This is a genomic window from Pseudomonas sp. zbq_18 (assembly GCF_043102245.1).
Classification (GTDB): domain Bacteria; phylum Pseudomonadota; class Gammaproteobacteria; order Pseudomonadales; family Pseudomonadaceae; genus Aquipseudomonas.
On record NZ_JBICIT010000008.1, the window covers coordinates 362,270 to 379,763 of the forward strand.

Sequence of the window (17,494 nt, forward strand, 5' to 3'; positions counted from 1 at the left end):
TTCTTATCAATCTATTTTTAATAGCGCAAGCGCTCCACGACACTGGCGCCATCAAGCGTCTGTGGAGCCTATGCCATGCCCGGTCTGTCTTTTCCGCTGGTTCAGCTGCTGCCTTGGGTCTATGCCCTGGCCCTGTTGCCAGCCGCCTTCATCGGTTCGCCATACCGGCTCTGGTGGCCGGCCCGGACGGCCGGTTATCTGGGCTTGATTCTGGTGCTAGCCGCCTGGCTACAGGCCGCTCTGGACGGGCAGGGCAGCGACCGCCTCGGTCTGGCCATGGCCGGTCTGGTTGGTCTGCTGGCCCTGGTGATCATCGACTATTCCCAGCGCTATCTGGAGGGTGAGCCGGGGCAGCGCCGCTACGTGCTGGCGCTGCTCGCCACCCTGGCCGCCGTGGCCACGGTGGTGACCAGCGCCAACCTGTATCTGCTGGTCGGTGCCTGGATCATCTCCAGCCTGTGCCTGCACCAGTTGCTGACCTTCTACCGCGACCGCCCCCAGGCGCTGGTGGTGGCGCACAAGAAGTTTCTCGCCAGCCGCCTGGCGGATGCCTGCCTGCTGCTGGCCACCGTGTTGCTGGTGCGCGCCGGCGGCGATAGCCAGATCGCCACGATTCTCGATGCCGTGAACGCGCGTCTGCAGGCCAGCGGGCAGCTGGGCTGGGATCTGCAACTGGCCGCGCTGTTGCTGGCCCTGGCGGTGATTCTCAAGTCCGCCCAGCTGCCGGTACACGGCTGGCTGATCCAGGTGATGGAAGCACCGACGCCGGTTTCGGCGCTGCTCCACGCCGGGCTGGTCAACCTGGGCGGCTTCTTGTTGCTGCGCTTCGCCCCACTGTTCTCCGCGGCCGTACCGGCGCAGAGCCTGCTGGTGGTGGTCGGAGGCCTGACGGCGGTGATCGCCGCGCTGGTGATGATGACCCGCATCAGCATCAAGGTTCGTCTGGCCTGGTCGACCTGCGCGCAAATGGGCCTGATGCTGCTGGAGTGTGGTCTGGGCCTGTACGAACTGGCCCTGGTGCACCTGCTGGCTCACTCGCTGTACAAGGCTCATGCCTTCCTCGCGGCGGGCGAAACCGTGGCTCAGGCCCGCCAGCATGCCCTGCAGCCGCAAACGGCGGCGCCGCGGCTGGGTGGCCTGCTGTTCGCCCTGCTGCTGGCAGGCCTGGCGCTGGCCCTGCTGCATACGCTGTGGGCCTGGGCGCTGCCGGGCCACACGCTGCCCCTGGTTGCCCTGACACTGCTGTCCATCGGCCTGGCGCCCTGGTGCCTGCGCCGTGGGCAACTGCCGTACGGGCTGGCCATGTTCACCCTGTTGTTGGGTGCCTACCTGCTGTGGCACCAGCTTGCCGGCTGGGTGCTCGATCAGCCGCTCGGCACTGCACCGCTGGCGCTGACCGGCTTGGCGGTGCTGCTGTTCCTTGGCCTGTTTCTGCTGCAGTCCGTGCTCATCGCGCATCCCAACGGCGCCCTGGCGCAACGCCTCTACCCGCTGGCGTTCGCCGGCTTCTACCTGGACGAGTACTTCACCCGCCTGACCTTCCGCCTGTGGCCGGTGCGCTCGCCGCAGCCCCTCATCTCGACCTCTGGAGACCGCCCATGACTGCGCTCGAACCTCTCGCCGGCCTCGACCGGCAAGCCCTGCACGAGGCAGCGCGCCAAGCCTGTGCGCGGATCGCGCCAACCTGGCCGCTGGACCGCATGATTGCCGTCAGCCCGCTGTGGGAGCGCCGTGAGCAGCCCTGGCAGGTGGTCGCCGAGCAGCTCTGGCAGCGCGCCGGAAGTCGCCTGACCCTGGATGCCGCCGACTACCGCAAGGCCTGGCAGGACGGCACCATCACCGAGCGCCACCTGCGCCAGGCACTGGCTGAACGCGGTATGAGCGAAAGCCCGGCCGACCTGTTGCAGGCACTGGACGCGCCCCAAGAGCCCGGCCAAGGCTTGCCGCTGCTGGAAGACCTGGCCGAACCCGGGATTCCGCTGCCGGGCTGGCCCGTGCTGATCACCCAGCAGATCGGCCAGTGCTGCGCCGCCTGGTTCGACCGCGAGCAGGCGGACTGGCGCGCGGATACCCGCGCCGGGCTGTATCAGGCCTGGCGCAGCAGCATGCTGGCGGACAAAGGCCTGAGTGTACTCAGCGCCTGTCGCGAGCTGCATCAGCGCATCGTTGAACTGCCGGAGCAACCGCAGGCGGCCCTGGAGGCGGCGGTGCAGCGCCTTGGCCTTACGGCGACAGATTGGGCGCCCTGGTTCGACTGCCTGCTGTTGCGCAGCCTTGGCTGGGCGTCCTGGTGCGCCTACCGGCGTTGGCAGGCCCGCCTGCAGGGGGCTGACGACCACAGCATGCTCGAACTGCTGGCCATTCGCGCCGCCTGGGAATGGCTGGTGGATGACCGCCGGCGCGACGGTGACAGCCGCTGGCAGTGCTGGCGTGCGGCCTGGCAGGCGCGCCTGCAACAGCCGCCCTCGGCGACCTGGCAGGCCCTGCAGACCTGGCAGCGGGCCGACGAACTGGCCTGGCAGGAACAGCTGCAGCGCGCGCTGTGCCGGAGCACACCGGCGGCGCTGCCGAAGTCGCCGCTGGCCAAGCTGTTTTTCTGCATCGACGTGCGCTCCGAGCCGCTGCGCCGTGCCCTCGAACACACCTGTGCTGACGTGGAAACCGGTGGTTTCGCCGGCTTCTTCGGCCTGCCCATCGCTTACACCCCGCTGGGCACCCGCGCCACACGCCCACAACTGCCGGGGTTGCTGGCCCCGCAGCTGCAGGTGGGCGAGGGCACGGGCGACGCCGCACAGGACCGGCAGCTGGCTCAGGCACGCCAGAGTCGCCTCGCGCGCCAGGGCAGCTGGCGCCTGTTCGAACGCCTGCCGGCCTCGACTTTTACCCTGGTTGAAAGCGTCGGCCTGGGCTACGCCGGCGCACTGCTGGGGCGCACCTACGGCCTGAGCGACAGCCCGGCCCAACCGGATCACAGCGCCTGGCGCCGTAGTGAATGGCAATGCCTGCAACCGCAGCTGCCCACCATGGCCCTGGCGCAGAAGGTCGAACTGGCCGAACGCATCCTCAAGGCCATGGGCCTCAGCGGGCCCGTGCCGGCACTGCTGGTACTGGTCGGCCATGGCAGCCAGAGCGCCAACAACCCGCAGGCAGCCGGGCTCGACTGCGGTGCCTGCTGCGGGCAGAGCGGCGAGATCAATGCACGTTTGCTGGCCAGTCTGCTCAATGAAGCCGAAGTGCGCGCTGGCCTGCGCGAGCGCGGACTGGATCTGCCGCCGCATTGCCATGTGCTGGCCGGGCTGCACAACACCACCACTGATGAAGTCCAGGTCTTCGATCACGCGGCGCTGCCCCAGGCGCTGCAACCCAGCTGGCAGCGCCTGCGGGCGGCATTGGACAGCGCCGCTGCCGAGGTGCGTCGGCAGCGGGCAGCGAAGCTGGGCCTGGCGCCCCTGCGCGAGCAGCCCGACAGGTTGCTGGCGCGGCTGCGCCGGCGCGCCCGCGACTGGGCGCAGACTCGCCCCGAGTGGGGCCTGGCCGGCAACGCCGCGTTCATCGCCGCACCGCGCGCCCGCACCCGTGGCGTCGATCTGCAGGGCCGTGCCTTCCTGCACGACTACGACTGGCGCGAGGACCGCGACGGCAGCGTGCTGGAGCTGATCATGACCGCACCGATGGTGGTGGCGCACTGGATCAACCTGCAGTACTTCACCTCCACCACCGACAACCTGCGGTTCGGCAGCGGCAACAAGCTGCTGCACAACGTGGTGGGCGGCCATATCGGCGTGTTCGAGGGCAACGGCGGCGATCTGCGCATCGGCCTGGCCCGCCAGTCGCTGCACGACGGCCAGCAGTGGATGCACCGCCCGCTGCGCCTGCACGTGGTCATCGAAGCGCCGCAGGCGATGATCGACCGAGTGATCGAGACGCATGCGGTGGTGCGCGACCTGGTGCAGCACGGCTGGCTGCACCTGCTGTGCCTGGACGGCCAGCCGGCGCAACTGGAGCGGCGCACCGCCTGCGGCTGGGAGGCCTTGCCGGATGCCTGAAAACACCGAGGCCGCGTCTGCATGACGCGGCCTCGGTGATTCTGGCGGCAGAGGTTGAGCGGTTTAGAAGTAGCCTTCGATTTTCTTCTTCTCCATCGAGCCTTCCTGGTCATGGTCGATGACCCGGCCCTGGCGCTCGGACGTGCGGGTCAGCAGCATCTCCTGGATGATCGCCGGCAGCGTCTGCGCCTGCGACTCCACGGCCCCCGTCAACGGGTAGCAGCCGAGGGTGCGGAACCGTACCCAGCGGGTCTGGATGCTGGCGCGCTGCTGCGGCGTAAGGTGCTCCAGCAGACGCTCGTCGTCCACGCAGATCAGGGTGCCGTGCAGCTCTACCACCGGGCGTGGCGCGGCGCGGTAGAGGTCGACGATCTCGATGTTTTCCAGGTGGATGTACTGCCAGATGTCCAGTTCGGTCCAGTTCGACAGCGGGAATACCCGCAGGCTCTCGCCGGCATTGATCCGGGTGTTGTACAGCTGCCACAGCTCGGGGCGCTGCTGCCTGGGGTCCCAGCGTTGGTGCGGGTCACGGAAGGAACAGACGCGCTCCTTGGCCCGCGACTTTTCCTCGTCGCGCCGGGCGCCACCGAAGCAGGCGTCGAAACCGTACTGCGCCAGCGCCTGTTTGAGCGCCTCGGTTTTCATGAGGTCGGTGTACTTGGCCGAGCCTACGGAAAACGGCGTGATATTCAGCCGCTCGCCATCGGGGTTGATGTGCACGCGCATGTCCAGGCCCAGACGTGCGGCCAGGCGATCACGGAACTGGCCCATCTCGTGGAACTCCCAGCCGGTGTCTACGTGCAGCAGGGGAAACGGCAACGGCCCCGGGAAAAAGGCCTTGCGCGCCAGGTGCAGCAGCACGGTGGAATCCTTGCCGATGGAATAAAACAGGCAGGGGGTGCGCATCACCGCCACCACTTCGCGCAGGATGTGGATGGCTTCGGCCTCAAGGGCGCGCAGGTGGGTCAGGCGCGCACCGGCAGCAATGCTGCTCATGGATTGCACTGCGCGCATTGGCCGGGGCTGGCCAGCTGCCCGACGGCCTGTCGTTCCTCATATTGGCAGGCCGGGCATTGCCAGACGTGTGCCGCTACCAGGGGCGTGCTCAGGCCACAATCACCGCACAGCAGGCCGGGTTCGCTGCGGGCCACGGCGAAGCCAGGTGCCCGGCAGCGCGGGCAGCGGCTGGCCAGGCGTTGCGCCAGCTGTTCGGCCGCTTCGCGAATCACGGTTTGCCGCAGGGGGTTGAGGTGCGCACGCATGTCGGTTTCCAGCCAGACCAGCGCCTCGCGTTCCAGCAGCCACTGCAGTTGGCCGCGCAGCCAGTCGGGGTTGCGCACACCTTTGCGGAACCAGGGTTCGCCAGGACGTCCCAGGATCAGGGCGTGCTCGGGAAATCGGGCGCGCCGCAGGAAGGTCTCCGCCTGCTCAAGGCTGGCGATCTCGGCCTGGGCGTAGTTGGTGGCGCCCGAACCGGCCATGGCAAATACCGGGTATTCCAGCTGGGCATCCCACAGGCAGAGGATCTCGTAATCCCAGGGCAGCCAGCCCAGGTGCGGGTCGCGGGCGAAGCTGCCTTCGCTGCCTAGGCCATAGCGCGTTGCACCCAGCGAGCAGGCCAGTTGCGCCTTGGCCTGCGCCGAGTCGTGGGCGCTGCCCTGACGTGGCACTTCGCGGCTGAAGGTGCCGAAGTGATCGGTGTCGTAGCTGTTCACCGTGTCGATACGCAGCCCCAGTGGCGCGAGCGCGTCGGCCACCAGGCGAGTCTTTTCATGGCAGGTGAGAAAGCTGACGCGCTGCACCTGCTGCGCGGCAGTGAGTGTTCCGTGAGGGGCTTGAGCGGCAGACATGGCGATGACTCCTGCAGATGTCGTTGCAGGCATTTTCACCAGTCACTGATATAGTCAAAAATAGATTATCGAGTCGAATATCATTGGTGATAAGCAATGAAAAGGCAGCGCTTCCACACTCGCCAGACCACCTTCCGCCAGCTGGAAACCTTTCTCGCCGTGGCCGAGCGCCTGAGCGTGACTGAGGCGGCGCGTGCGCTGCACCTGGCCCAGCCTTCGGTCTCGACGCAGATTGCCAAGCTCGAACAGGCCCTGGGCATGCAATTGTTCGAACAGCTCGGCAAGCGCCTGCACCTGACCGATGCCGGGCGCGAGGTGCAGGCAGGTGCGCGGGACATCTTCGACGCCCTCGATCATCTGGAGATGCGCCTGGCGCAGCTCAACGGGCTGACCGCCGGGCAGCTGCGCCTCGGCGCGGTGACCACGGCCAAATACCTGGTGCCAAGGCTGCTCGGCCCGTTCTGCCGGCAATATCCGCAGGTGGAAGTTGAACTGAACATCGCCAACCGCTCGGAGGTGATCCGCCGCCTCGAGGACAACCGCGACGACCTCTACGTATTCAGCCAGCCGCCGCGGCACCTGGACCTGGAGGTGGTGCCGCTGGCCGACAATCCGCTGGTGGTAATCGCCCCGGCTGGCCACCGTTTCGCCGGCCAGCGTCTGCGCTGGGAACAGCTGGCGGGTGAGCCCTTTCTCAGCCGTGAACCCGGTTCGGGCACCCGCCTGGCCATCGAGGAGCATTTCGCACGCTTTGGCTGGACCTTGCGACCGCAGATGACCATCGAGAGCAACGAGGCAATCAAGGAGTCCGTGGCGGCCGGTCTGGGCATCGCCATCCTGTCGCGGCACACCCTGATCCATACGGCGCCGGGCAATCTGCTGGAGCTGGACGTGGAGGGCTTCCCGATTCCCAACCGCTGGTACCTGGTGCGCTGGCGCACCAAGAGTCCATCCCCGGCAGCGCAGGCCTTCAGCCGTTTCGCCGACGCGCCGTTGGAAATTCCCAGTCTGCTGGGCTGAGGCGTCAGTCCAGGCGCTGGCTGGCACGGGCCAGGCGGTCGTGCACGGCCGCCCAGGCCTCGCTCTGCGGTGGCAGCTGGATATACAGGCGTTCCAGCCCGAGTGCGTCGAGCTGATACAGCGCGGCATAGAGTTGTGCGGCGTAGGCCTGCGGCTGGTCGCCTAGGTCCAGGGCCGGTCCCTGGCTGGGCTGTGCGCCACCACACCAGAGCCAGCCGCAGCGCGGCGAGGCCAGGGCCTCGGCCGGTGTCTGCACGAAGGTGAGGGTAGGGGTGCTGGGTGCATAGTGACGATGATGCTGGCCGGGCGCGCGCAGGCTGCCAGCCTTGCCTTCCAGCGCTTTTCCGATCACGGCCTCCAGGCGGGCCTGATCGAGCATGCCACGGCGCAGCAGGCGCGGGTTGTCGTCCGGCAGCAGGCTGACGATGCTCGATTCCAGGCCCACCTGGCAGGGGCCGCCGTCGAGAATCCACAGGTCGCTGGCGGCGAACTGCTGCGCCACGTGCTCGGCGCTGGTCGGGCTGATCGACATGTAGCGGTTGGCCGATGGCGCCACCAGGCCGCCGCCGAAAGCGGCCAGCAGTGCCTGTGCGGTGGGGTGCGCCGGGACCCGCAGGGCTACGCTGTTCTGCCCCGCGGTGACGGCGCGCGAGACCTCATCCCGCGCTGGCAGCACCAGCGTCAGCGGGCCCGGCCAGAAAGCGTCCATCAGGCGCTGCGCTGCCGCCGGCACCTGCGCGGCCCATTCACTGACTTGCGCGGCGCTCTGCAGGTGCACGATCAGCGGATTACTGCTCGGCCGTCCCTTGAGTGCGAACACCTGCTGCACGGCGGCATCCTGGCGGGCGTCGGCAGCCAGGCCGTAGACGGTTTCGGTGGGCATGGCGACCAGCTGGCCAGCCCGCAGGCGCGCGGCGCAGTCGGCCACATCGATACTTATGTGAGGCATATCCGCTGAAGATCATGGTTTTGACGGGGCGAACATTACGCGCGCAGGCGCTGACTTTCCAGGCCAAGTCGCCCGAGGGGATGAAAGCACGCAATGGTGCATTCGGGTCGACGCCTGTTGCGTCAGCACCAGACGAGTCATTTCGCGAAAAAAGAACCCGCCAGCCGGCGGGTCGGGAAATACCCGGGCGTGTGCAGTCGGACGTCTGGCTGAGGGCCAGATAAATCGAGGCACCCGGGGCGGGGGATAAAAAGGCCTGTCGGGAGACAGGCACGAAGCGATGGGCCGCCAGGGAGGCAGTGCGGCCCGTCGTGGTAGATCAGTTGATGGGCGCGCCCTTGGCGATCCAGGCGCCGATCAGGTCGCGCTCTTCCTGGGTCATCTGGGTCATGTTGCCCAGCGGCATGATCTGGGTGGCGACGCTCTGCGCCTGGATGCGCGCGGCGTTGGCCTGCATCTCCTGGGGGGTGTCGAGCATCACGCCGCCTGGTGCAGCGCTGAACATCGGGCTGGTGGGCTGGGCCGAATGGCAGACGGTGCAGCGCTCATGAATGACGCTGACTACCTTGTCCAGCTTCGGTACGGCGGCAGCCGGGGTTGCGGTGGCGGGGACTTCCTCCACCTTGTTCACCTGCACCGTTTCACTGGCTTGGGCCGGCGGTGTGGCTGGCGCCTGCTCCTGTTGGGCAGTCGGCGCGACATTGGCGATCGGCGCGGTGCTGGCCTTGTAGTTGGGCGAGGTGACGAACGCCAGGCAGATCATGCCCAGGGCTCCGGCCGGCAGGGTCCAGGCGAACTTGTTGCTCTCGTGGCGGGTGTTGAAGTAGTGACGGATCAACACCGCGACGATGGCGATACCCGCCAGGATCAGCCAGTTGTACTGGCTGCCGTAGGTGCTCGGGAAGTGGTTGCTGATCATGATGAACAGCACCGGCAGGGTGAAATAGTTGTTGTGGCGCGAGCGCAGCAGGCCCTTGGCCGGCAGCACCGGATCGGGCGTGCGGTTCTCTTCGATCGCCTTCACCAGGGCGCGCTGGGCCGGCATGATGATGCGGAACACGTTGCCGACCATGATGGTGCCGATCACGGCTCCGACATGGATGTAGGCACCACGGCCGCTGAAAATCTGCGAGAAGCCCCAGGCGGCGCCGATGATCAGGATGAACAGCACCAGACCGAGCAGGGCGGGTTTCTTGCCCAGCGGCGAGTCGCACAGCAGGTCGTAGATGATCCAGCCCACCAGCAGCGAGCCGGCACCGATGGCGATGGCGGCGGCCGGAGCCAGTTCCACGCCGGGCTTGATCAGGTACAGGCTGGGGTTGAGGTAGTACACCACCATCAACAGCGCCACGCCCGACATCCAGGTGAAGTAGGCCTCCCATTTGAACCAGTGCAGGTTATCCGGCATTTTCGGCGGTGCCAGCTTGTACTTTTCCAGGTGGTAGATGCCGCCACCGTGGATGGCCCAGAGATCCCCGGACAGCCCGTCGCGCGGGTTGCTGCGGTTGAGGTTGTTCTCCAGCCAGACAAAGTAGAAGGATGCGCCGATCCAGGCGATGCCGGTGATCATGTGCAGCCAGCGAATGCCCAGGTTCAGCCATTCGGTCAGATGTGCGTCCACAGTCGTTACCTCTTTCCCGTCGGTCTACACGCAGCCCGACAGGCTTCTCTTATTGGTGGGGGTCGAGGAGCAGTTGCTCGTCCTCGGTGAAGTAATGCTCGTCGCAGTTGTTACCGGAACCACTGCGATCAACCACCAGGAAGTCATCCCGCTTTTCGATCGTCAGCACCGGGTGGTGCCAGACGCCGCGATGGTAATTAACGCCCTGCCTGCCGTTGGTGAGGAAGGCACGGACCAGACCCGGTACAGGTACATCGCCAAGTGGCGCGACCACGACCAGAAAGGGATTGCCGAGCAGCGGCACGAAGGCCTGGCTGCCCAGCGGATGGCGCTCCAGCATGCGAATGCGCAGCGGCATGTCCAGCGCCTCGGCGCTGAAAATGCTGATGATCGCCCGGTCGTCGGGCTGCGCGGTCTCCACCGTGGCCAGCTTGTGGTAGCGGCGGGTGGAGCCGTTGTTGATCATGAAGTAGTCGCTGCCGTCGGTTTCGATGACATCACCGAACGGGGCGAAGGCTTCCTTGGTCAACGGTTCGATCTTCAGAGTGCGCATGCTTGTTCTACTTATTCATCAGGTTATAGGTGGCGGAGCCATCTGCAGTCAGAGTGCCTGCAGGCGGAACAGCGCGATCTTGTTGATCTCGGCCAGGGCGGTGGCGAATTCCTGCTCCGGGGAGTTGTGGATGCGCTCCTCGAAGGCCGCCAGGATCTGGTGCCGGTTGCTGCCTTTCACCGCCTTGATGAAAGGGAAGCCGAACTTGGCCTTGTAGGCATCGTTGAGTTCGGTGAAACGGGCGAATTCCTCGGCGGTGCACTCGTGGATGCCCGCACCGGCCTGCTCCGAGGTGGAGGAGGCGGTGAGCTCGCCGCGGATGGCTGCCTTGCCGGCCAGGTCCGGGTGAGCGTTGATCAGTGCCAGCTGCTGGTCGCGGCTGGCGCTGAGCAGGATGTCAGCCATGCGCTGTTGCAGGCTGTCGATCTCGTCGACCGAGGCATCGAGGCCCAGGTCATAAGCTTTTTCGGCGACCCAGGGCGAGTGCTCGTAGATGTCGGCGAAGGCGGCCACGAAGGCCTCGCGGCTCAGGCTCGAGGGGGTCAGGGTCTGGAAGCGGCTCATTTCACGCTCTCTTACTTGAAGGGGTGGGTGGCGTGCCAGTGGCGGGCGATATCGACGCGGCGGGCGAACCAGACTTTGTCATGGCTCTTCACGTAGTCGATGAAGCGCGCCAGGGCGGCGATACGCGCCGGGCGACCGAGCAGGCGGCAGTGCATGCCGATGGACAGCATCTTCGGCTCGCCCGCTTCGCCCTCGGCGTAGAGGGTGTCGAAGGCGTCCTGCAGGTAGTTGTAGAAATCGTCGCCACAGTTGAAGCCCTGCACCTGGGTGAAGCGCATGTCGTTGGTGTCCAGGGTGTAGGGGATCACCAGATGCGGCTTGTCCGGCGTGCTGGCCGGGTCCCAGTAGGGCAGGTCGTCGTCGTAGGTGTCGCTGTCGTAGAGGAAGCCGCCTTCCTCGCGCACGATACGCCGGGTGTTCGGTCCGGTACGGCCGGTGTACCAACCGACTGGGCGCTCGCCGGTCAGTTCGGTGAGGATGCGGATGGCTTCGAGCATGTGCTCGCGCTCCTGGGCCTCGTCCATGTACTGGTAATCGATCCAGCGGTAGCCGTGGCTGCAGATCTCGTGGCCGGCCTCGACCATGGCGCGGATTACGTCCGGATGGCGCTGCGCGGCCATGGCCACGGCGAAGATGGTCATCGGGATGTCGTGACGCTGGAACAGCTTGAGCAGGCGCCAGACGCCGGCGCGGCTACCGTATTCGTAGAGCGACTCCATGCTCATGTTGCGCTCGCCCTTGAGCGGTTGGGCAGCCACCATCTCGGAGAGGAAGGCTTCGGATTCGTTATCGCCGTGCAGGACGCAGCGCTCGCCACCTTCTTCGTAGTTGAGCACGAAGGAGAGGGCGATACGGGCATCGCCTGGCCAGTGTGGATGGGGAGGATTGCTGCCGTAGCCGATCAGGTCGCGAGGATAGTCAGCGCTCACGTGTGGATTCCTTCATCGAAGTGGATGCCGCTCCGGGGTCGCCGGAATAATTGGCTTGAGCAATTGTATACAAAAACAATCATGGCCTGTAAATCACTATTTCTAGATTTGTTGCGCCTGTTTATCGCCGGCTGCTGCGCCTTTATGGCGCTTTCTCAATGGGGTTAGGGTCAATTTGCGCTGTTGTTGTGCGTAAAAATTGTGTACAAAAATACGACTTTGCTGTTCTATGTGTTTAGCTTAGATCCCCACGACAATCTTTAGCAGAGGAGGTACGGCGCCGTTGGCGCCTGAGCGATATGGGACGATTGACTACGCATGTACTGGATGCCGCCCACGGCAGCCCTGGCCGCGACATCACCCTCGAGCTGTACCGGGTCGAGGCCGGCGGGCTGGAGCTGGTCGCCAAGGCGAAGACCAACGACGACGGCCGCTGCGATGCCCCGCTGCTGCAAGGCGATGACTACCGTTCGGGCGTCTACCAGCTGCATTTCCATGCCGGCGACTATTACCGTGCCCGCGGCGTGCAGCTGGCCGAGCCGGCGTTTCTCGATGTGGTAGTGCTGCGTTTCGGCATCAATGAGCAGCAGGAGCACTACCACGTTCCGCTGCTGATTTCGCCCTACAGCTATTCGACCTATCGCGGTAGCTGAGCTCTGCCGGCCCTTTGGTGCTTTGCAGCCCGCTTAGTGCGGGCTTTTTTGTGGCCGGAGGGTGCGAGCGTGGCGTCAGGCAGCAGGGCGCTGAAGTCGTGGGCTGGGTAAACCCGGCGAATGCTATTCGTCTTGCCTCTGCGCTGGGTTTGCGGCCTTTGGCCTCGCCCAGCCGATTGCGCGTTGTGTTGGCACAATGCAAAAGCCCCGGTATCGCTACCGGGGCTTGGTGGGCGCAGCCTGACCTCAGAGGAAGGCGAACTTGGCGATGAAGATCACGCACAGCACGTAGAGGCTGACAGACACCTTGTCGCGCTGGCCGGTCAGCAGCTTGAGCGTGGCGTAGGTGAGGAAGCCCAGGGCAATACCGTTGGCGATGGAGAAGGTCAGCGGCATCATCACCACGGTGACAATGGCCGGAATGGTGTCGGTATGGTCCTTCCAGTCGATATGGGCCATGCCGCTCATCATCAGCATGGCGACGTAGATCAGCGCGCCAGCGGTGGCATACGCGGGAATCATGCCGGCCAGTGGGGCGAAGAACATGGCTGCCAGAAACAGCAGCCCGACCACGATGGCGGTCAGGCCGGTGCGGCCGCCGGCGGCGACGCCCGAGGCGCTCTCCACGTAGCTGGTGACCGGCGGGCAGCCGACCATGGAGCCGATCACGCTGGACGTACTGTCTGCCTTCAGGGCGCGGGACAGGTTCTGGATCTTGCCGTCTTCATCGACCAGGTGCGCGCGGTGGGCAACGCCCATCAGGGTGCCGGCGGTGTCGAACATGTTGACGAAGAGGAAGGCCAGAATGACGCTGATCATGCCCACATTCAGCGCGCCGGCGATGTCCATGGCGAGGAAGGTCGGCGCCAGGCTCGGTGGCATGGAGACCAGGCCGTTGTATTCCACCAGGCCGAACATCCAGCCAATGGCGGTGACGGCCAGCATGCTGAACAGGATCGCGCCGAACACGTTGCGGTGACTGAGCACGGCGATGAGCAGGAAACAGATGGCGGCGAGCAGGGCGGACGGTTCGCCGAACGAACCCATGGTCAGCAGCGTGGCCGGACTGTCGACGACGATACCGGCGGTCTTCAGGCCGATCAGGCCGAGAAACAGGCCGACCCCGGCACCCATGGCAAAGCGCAGGCTCATGGGGATGCTGTTGAGCAGCCACTCGCGGATCTTCGACAGGCTCATGATCATGAACAGGATGCCGGAGAGGAACACGGCGCCCAGGGCGACCTGCCAGCTGTAGCCCATTTCGCCGACCACCGTATAGGTGAAGAAGGCATTCAGGCCCATGCCGGGCGCCAGGCCGACCGGCCAGTTGGCATACAGCCCCATGAGGAAGCAGCCCAGTGCGGCACCCAGGCAGGTGGCAACGAACGCGGCGCCATGATCGACACCGGCGGTGGCCATGATGTTGGGGTTGACGAAGATGATGTAGGCCATGGTGACGAAGGTCGTCAGGCCGGCAATCATCTCGGTCTTGATCGTGGTGCGATGTTCGGTGAGCTTGAACAGGCGCTCCAGCAGCCCTCGTCCCGATGAATATTCCGCAAGCGGTCGTTGTTCTTGTTGTTTAGCGCTTTCCACAGCAGGTACCTCTCAGATGTTGTTGTGAGTCGTTCGTCCGGCTGGTTGACCTGAATCCCTTGCGCGGCGAGTCGACTTGAGGTGCTTTGCCTCACGGGGCTGTGCCTGTTCCTGACTTTTAAGTCAGAAAGTGTGCGATTGGATTATCTTTTTGTGTACAAAAAAGTCAATTGATGTTTTCAAATATGCTCAGGAAAAAGCCGGGGAAAGCGTTCTAAGGATTTTTCTGGGCTGCTCATGATCGATGCAGGCCGCACGGCGCTTGGGGTGCATGGATATGGCGGATATTTTGTGTACAATGCCCGCAATCAAGCGCCTGCGTGATCAGAGACTGGCCAACAGCCCTCGCTTCGTCGTAGTGTCGCGTCAACGAGAGCCCCTATTCCTACGTGAGCCACATGAACGAAGCCGTGCAATCTCTGAGCAAGACTCCGCGTGCCACCAAGGCCGTCCGTGCGGGTACCCAGGACGAAGTGGTTTATGCACACATCTTCGAGGCCATCCTCGAGCAGCGCCTGGCGCCAGGCACCAAGCTGAGTGAAGAAGCGCTTGGTGAAATCTTCGGCGTGAGTCGCACCATCATTCGTCGCGCCCTGTCGCGTCTGGCCCACGAAGGCGTGGTATCGCTGCGTCCCAACCGCGGCGCCGTGGTCGCCAGCCCCGGCGCTGACGAAGCCCGCCAGATCTTCTACGCGCGGCGCATGATCGAGCGCGCCATTACCGAGCTGGCCTGCGCCCATGCCACACCGGCGCAGATCGCCGGCCTGCGCCAGATGGTACAGGAGGAGCGTGCCTGCTTCGCCCGTGGCGACCGGGCCAAGGGCATTCGCCTGTCGGGTGAGTTCCACCTCAAGCTGGCCGAAGCCGGTGGCAACCAGACCCTGGTTGGCTTCCTGCGCAGCCTGGTATCGCAGACCTCGCTGATTATCGCGCTGTACGAAAGCAGCAGCCGTACCCATTGCTCGGATGACGAGCACGACCAGGTCATCGATGCGATCGAGGCGCGTGACGTGGAGCGCGCGGTGGGCCTGATGATGCGCCACATGGACAGTGTCGACGCCAAGCTCAATCTGGAAGACGACAGCGCCACCGATGACCTGCACGCGGTGTTCTCGCACCTGCTGCAGGATAAGAAGAAGTCCGGGCGCGTGCCGCGCAGCGCCTGACCTCAGTTGAAATGAATAAGGCCCCGCAGTGCGGGGCCTTTTTGTTTCTGCTGTTCGACCGCGGCTCGGGACGGGTTTTGTGGGAGCGGCTTTAGCCGCGATGGTCGGTCGCTGCCGTGTCGCTCGCTTCGCGGCTGAAGCCGCTCCCACAGATACTCAGTCGTAGCCCGGATGTAATCCGGGAATGGGGTTGCCTGTTCCCCGGATTGTATCCGGCTACTCGGGTTAGCTTTCGCGCTGGTGCACCGAACGGCCGGCGGCGAAGGTTTCCTTCACGGTGCGGTCGTCGCCGAGGATGGTCAGGGCGAACAGGCGCTCCTCCAGGCTGCGGGCCTGCTGCATGCGGAAGTCGATCAGCGGCGTGGCCTTGTAGTCGAGCACGATGAAGTCGGCGTCCTTGCCGGCTGCGAAGTTGCCGATGTGCTGGTCGAGGTAGAGCGAGCGGGCGCCGCCCAGGGTTGCCAGGTACAGCGACTTGAACGGGCTGAGCTTCTTGCCCTGCAGCTGCATGATCTTGTACGCCTCGTTGAGCGACTGCAGCTGACTGAAGCTGGTGCCGCCACCCACGTCGGTGCCCAGGCCGACGCGTACGCCGTGCCGCTCCATCTTCTCTAGGTCGAACAGGCCGCTGCCGAGGAACAGATTGGAGGTCGGGCAGAAGGACAGAGCCGAACCGGTCTCGGCCAGGCGCTTGCATTCGTCGTCGCACAGGTGCACGCCGTGGGCGAAGACCGCGCGCGGGCCGGTCAGCTTGTGGTGGTCGTAGACGTCCAGGTAACCCGTGCGCTCGGGGAACAGCTCCTTGACCCAGGCGATCTCGGCCTTGTTCTCAGAGAGGTGGGTGTGCATGTACAGGTCGGGATACTCGCCGAACAGCTGGCCGGCCAGCTCCAGTTGCGCGTCAGTGCTGGTCGGGGCGAAACGCGGAGTGACCGCGTAGTGCAGGCGGCCCTTGCCGTGCCAGCGCTCGATCAGCTCCTTGCTGTCGGCGTAGCCGCTTTCCGGAGTGTCGGTAAGGAAATCCGGGGCGTGGCGGTCCATCAGCACCTTGCCGGCGATCATGCGCAGGTTCAGCGCCTCGGCAGCCTCGAAGAAGGCGTCGACCGATTGCTTGTGCACGGTGCCGAACACCAGGGCGGTGGTGGTGCCGTTGCGCAGCAGTTCCTTGAGGAAGATGCCGGCCACGTCGGCGGCATGGGCCTTGTCGGCGAAGGCGCCTTCGGCGGGGAAGGTGTAGGTGTTCAGCCAGTCCAGCAACTGTTCGCCATAGGCACCGATGATGCCGGTCTGCGGGTAGTGGATGTGGGTGTCGATGAAGCCCGGGGTGAGCAGGGCGTCGCGATACTCGCGCACCTCCACGCCGCTCAGCTTAGGCAGCAGCGCGTCGGCGGGGCCGACTTCGAGCACACGACCGTCCTCGACCAGCAGGATGCCGTCCTCGAAATACTGGTAGGACGCTTCAATGCCGACCTCGGCCGGGTCGGCGAGGCTGTGCAGGATGGCGGAGCGGTAGGCGGTTTTCTTGCTCATGACGAATCTCGACAGGGCGGCCGCAAGCGGCCGGCGGAATCAGGAATGTGGGTGGGCGCGGCGCGAGTCGGGCAACAGGCGGCTGACGCTGGAGGCACCCTTGCGGGTGTCCTGGCCGAAATGGGCGTTGTACTGGGCGACGATCTCGCCGGCGATGGAAATGGCGATCTCCGCCGGCAGCTTGCCTTTGACTTCCGGCAAACCCATCGGGCAGCGCATGCGCTGCATCTGCTCGGCGGAAAAGCCCCGCTCGCGCAGGCGGTGCTCGAACTTCACGCGTTTGGTCTTCGAGCCGATCAGGCCGTAGTAGGCGAAGTCGTTCCGCGCCAGGATGGCCTGGGTCAGCTCCAGGTCGAGCTGGTGGTTGTGGGTCATGACGATGAAGTAGCTGCCGGCGGGCATCTCGTCGACCTCGTCGACGACCTCGTCGCTGAGCACCTTTTCCACGTTGGACGGGATGTAGTCCGGAAACTCGGCGTCACGCGAATCGATCCAGCGCACCTTCAGCGGCAGGCTGGCGAGGAGCGGAATCAGTGCACGGCCAACGTGACCGGCGCCGAACAGGGCGATATGACCCTGCGGCTGGCCCATCGGCTCGAACAGCAATACAGTGGCGCCGCCGCAGCACTGGCCGAGGCTGGCGCCGAGGCTGAAGCGCTCCAGGCGGGTCTGCTGGGTGCGGCTGGTGAGCATCTCGCGGGCCAGCTCCATGGCCTTGTATTCCAGATGGCCACCGCCGATGGTCTCGAAGATACGGGTGGCAGTGACCACCATCTTCGAGCCGGAATTGCGCGGCGTGGAGCCTTGCTCCTCGATGATGGTCACCAGCACACAGGGTTCACCCTGTTGCTGCAATTCGGCGAGGGCGCTGATCCAGCTCATTTGCTCAGCCTCCAGCTTGGCGAGGTCTGCCCCGGGCGCGGCAGGCGCCAGTTGCTCGGGGAGGGTTCCAGCAGCGGCACCGGCAGCGGTGGTTGCGGTTGATGCTTGCCTTCGGTGTGTTTTGTCATTGTTCTA

General features: G+C 65.3%; 16 protein-coding genes. 5 read left to right on the plus strand and 11 right to left on the minus strand.

Features of this window, described 5'->3' with window-relative positions; translation table 11 throughout:
• Positions 1-75: 75 nt before the first annotated feature.
• Both ACF8C6_RS07205 and ACF8C6_RS07210 read left to right on the plus strand, forming a co-directional pair.
• Complete coding sequence (locus ACF8C6_RS07205) at positions 76-1,602, plus strand: NADH-quinone oxidoreductase subunit L (protein ID WP_392498640.1); 1,527 nt, start codon at positions 76-78, stop codon at positions 1,600-1,602.
• Positions 1,599-4,046: a YbcC family protein gene (locus ACF8C6_RS07210; protein ID WP_392498641.1), complete on the plus strand. Its 2,448-nt coding sequence runs from the start codon at positions 1,599-1,601 to the stop codon at positions 4,044-4,046. Before ACF8C6_RS07205 ends, ACF8C6_RS07210 begins: the two co-directional genes overlap by 4 nt.
• Positions 4,047-4,109: 63 nt before the next feature.
• Here the strand turns inward: ACF8C6_RS07210 and cysD are convergent, their stop codons facing one another.
• Together cysD and ACF8C6_RS07220 are read right to left on the minus strand one after the other, a co-directional pair.
• Positions 4,110-5,042 (minus strand): sulfate adenylyltransferase subunit CysD, encoded by a 933-nt coding sequence (gene cysD / locus ACF8C6_RS07215; RefSeq protein WP_392498642.1) that lies wholly within the window; start codon positions 5,040-5,042, stop codon positions 4,110-4,112.
• A complete protein-coding gene (locus ACF8C6_RS07220) occupies positions 5,039-5,896 on the minus strand; it encodes a DUF6671 family protein (protein ID WP_392498643.1) in 858 nt (285 codons plus the stop codon). Before ACF8C6_RS07220 ends, cysD begins: the two co-directional genes overlap by 4 nt.
• A 96-nt stretch (positions 5,897-5,992) precedes the next feature.
• Here ACF8C6_RS07220 and ACF8C6_RS07225 point away from each other — a divergent pair, with 96 nt between their 5' ends.
• Positions 5,993-6,916 (plus strand): LysR family transcriptional regulator, encoded by a 924-nt coding sequence (locus ACF8C6_RS07225; protein WP_392498644.1) that lies wholly within the window; start codon positions 5,993-5,995, stop codon positions 6,914-6,916.
• Between the two features lie 4 nt (positions 6,917-6,920).
• Here ACF8C6_RS07225 and ACF8C6_RS07230 read toward each other — a convergent pair whose 3' ends face one another.
• From ACF8C6_RS07230 to puuE, 5 genes are all read right to left on the minus strand, one after another.
• Positions 6,921-7,865 carry an L-threonylcarbamoyladenylate synthase gene (locus ACF8C6_RS07230; RefSeq protein WP_392498645.1) on the minus strand — a complete coding sequence of 315 codons (945 nt, stop codon included), beginning with the start codon at positions 7,863-7,865 and terminating at the stop codon, positions 6,921-6,923.
• A 319-nt stretch (positions 7,866-8,184) separates the two neighbouring features.
• Positions 8,185-9,486, minus strand: coding sequence for a urate hydroxylase PuuD (locus ACF8C6_RS07235; RefSeq protein WP_392498646.1), 1,302 nt, complete (start codon positions 9,484-9,486; stop codon positions 8,185-8,187).
• Between the two features lie 49 nt (positions 9,487-9,535).
• A complete protein-coding gene (locus ACF8C6_RS07240; RefSeq protein ID WP_392498647.1) occupies positions 9,536-10,039 on the minus strand; it encodes an ureidoglycolate lyase in 504 nt (167 codons plus the stop codon).
• A 48-nt stretch (positions 10,040-10,087) separates the two neighbouring features.
• Entirely contained in the window at positions 10,088-10,603 is a 516-nt protein-coding gene (uraD, locus tag ACF8C6_RS07245; protein ID WP_392498648.1) for a 2-oxo-4-hydroxy-4-carboxy-5-ureidoimidazoline decarboxylase, read from the minus strand.
• Positions 10,604-10,614: 11 nt separating this feature from the next.
• The gene (puuE, locus tag ACF8C6_RS07250; protein ID WP_392498649.1) at positions 10,615-11,532 is read right to left on the minus strand and encodes an allantoinase PuuE; all 918 of its coding nucleotides are present in this window, start codon (positions 11,530-11,532) and stop codon (positions 10,615-10,617) included.
• 299 nt (positions 11,533-11,831) lie between these two features.
• On the opposite strand from puuE, the gene uraH reads away from it, so the two are divergent.
• Positions 11,832-12,185 carry a hydroxyisourate hydrolase gene (gene uraH, locus ACF8C6_RS07255; protein ID WP_392498650.1) on the plus strand — a complete coding sequence of 118 codons (354 nt, stop codon included), beginning with the start codon at positions 11,832-11,834 and terminating at the stop codon, positions 12,183-12,185.
• Between the two features lie 246 nt (positions 12,186-12,431).
• Here uraH and ACF8C6_RS07260 read toward each other — a convergent pair whose 3' ends face one another.
• On the minus strand, positions 12,432-13,781 hold the full coding sequence (locus tag ACF8C6_RS07260; protein WP_392498651.1) for an NCS2 family permease: 1,350 nt from the start codon (positions 13,779-13,781) through the stop codon (positions 12,432-12,434).
• Between the two features lie 398 nt (positions 13,782-14,179).
• Between ACF8C6_RS07260 and ACF8C6_RS07265 the strand changes: the two genes are divergently transcribed.
• Positions 14,180-14,947 carry a GntR family transcriptional regulator gene (locus ACF8C6_RS07265; RefSeq protein WP_392498652.1) on the plus strand — a complete coding sequence of 256 codons (768 nt, stop codon included), beginning with the start codon at positions 14,180-14,182 and terminating at the stop codon, positions 14,945-14,947.
• A gap of 225 nt (positions 14,948-15,172) precedes the next feature.
• On the opposite strand, the gene guaD is transcribed toward ACF8C6_RS07265, so the two are convergent.
• The 3 genes from guaD to ACF8C6_RS07280 are packed head-to-tail and all read right to left on the minus strand — an operon-like array spanning position 15,173 to position 17,487.
• A complete protein-coding gene (guaD, locus tag ACF8C6_RS07270; RefSeq protein ID WP_392498653.1) occupies positions 15,173-16,477 on the minus strand; it encodes a guanine deaminase in 1,305 nt (434 codons plus the stop codon).
• Between the two features lie 39 nt (positions 16,478-16,516).
• The gene (xdhC, locus tag ACF8C6_RS07275; RefSeq protein WP_392498654.1) at positions 16,517-17,359 is read right to left on the minus strand and encodes a xanthine dehydrogenase accessory protein XdhC; all 843 of its coding nucleotides are present in this window, start codon (positions 17,357-17,359) and stop codon (positions 16,517-16,519) included.
• Positions 17,356-17,487: a hypothetical protein gene (locus ACF8C6_RS07280; RefSeq protein ID WP_392498656.1), complete on the minus strand. Its 132-nt coding sequence runs from the start codon at positions 17,485-17,487 to the stop codon at positions 17,356-17,358. The genes xdhC and ACF8C6_RS07280 overlap by 4 nt, the downstream gene beginning before the upstream one ends.
• Between the last annotated feature and the right edge of the window lie 7 nt (positions 17,488-17,494).

Excerpts from the sequence above, each read along its gene's own strand:
- ACF8C6_RS07205 (WP_392498640.1), top strand. The coding sequence starts at position 76 with ATGCCCGGTCTGTCTTTTCCGCTGGTTCAGCTGCTGCCTTGGGTCTAT.
- ACF8C6_RS07210 (WP_392498641.1), top strand. The coding sequence starts at position 1,599 with ATGACTGCGCTCGAACCTCTCGCCGGCCTCGACCGGCAAGCCCTGCAC.
- cysD (WP_392498642.1), bottom strand. The coding sequence starts at position 5,042 with ATGAGCAGCATTGCTGCCGGTGCGCGCCTGACCCACCTGCGCGCCCTT.
- ACF8C6_RS07220 (WP_392498643.1), bottom strand. The coding sequence starts at position 5,896 with ATGTCTGCCGCTCAAGCCCCTCACGGAACACTCACTGCCGCGCAGCAG.
- ACF8C6_RS07225 (WP_392498644.1), top strand. The coding sequence starts at position 5,993 with ATGAAAAGGCAGCGCTTCCACACTCGCCAGACCACCTTCCGCCAGCTG.
- ACF8C6_RS07230 (WP_392498645.1), bottom strand. The coding sequence starts at position 7,865 with ATGCCTCACATAAGTATCGATGTGGCCGACTGCGCCGCGCGCCTGCGG.
- ACF8C6_RS07240 (WP_392498647.1), bottom strand. The coding sequence starts at position 10,039 with ATGCGCACTCTGAAGATCGAACCGTTGACCAAGGAAGCCTTCGCCCCG.
- uraD (WP_392498648.1), bottom strand. The coding sequence starts at position 10,603 with ATGAGCCGCTTCCAGACCCTGACCCCCTCGAGCCTGAGCCGCGAGGCC.
- uraH (WP_392498650.1), top strand. The coding sequence starts at position 11,832 with ATGGGACGATTGACTACGCATGTACTGGATGCCGCCCACGGCAGCCCT.
- ACF8C6_RS07265 (WP_392498652.1), top strand. The coding sequence starts at position 14,180 with ATGAACGAAGCCGTGCAATCTCTGAGCAAGACTCCGCGTGCCACCAAG.
- guaD (WP_392498653.1), bottom strand. The coding sequence starts at position 16,477 with ATGAGCAAGAAAACCGCCTACCGCTCCGCCATCCTGCACAGCCTCGCC.
- xdhC (WP_392498654.1), bottom strand. The coding sequence starts at position 17,359 with ATGAGCTGGATCAGCGCCCTCGCCGAATTGCAGCAACAGGGTGAACCC.
- ACF8C6_RS07280 (WP_392498656.1), bottom strand. The coding sequence starts at position 17,487 with ATGACAAAACACACCGAAGGCAAGCATCAACCGCAACCACCGCTGCCG.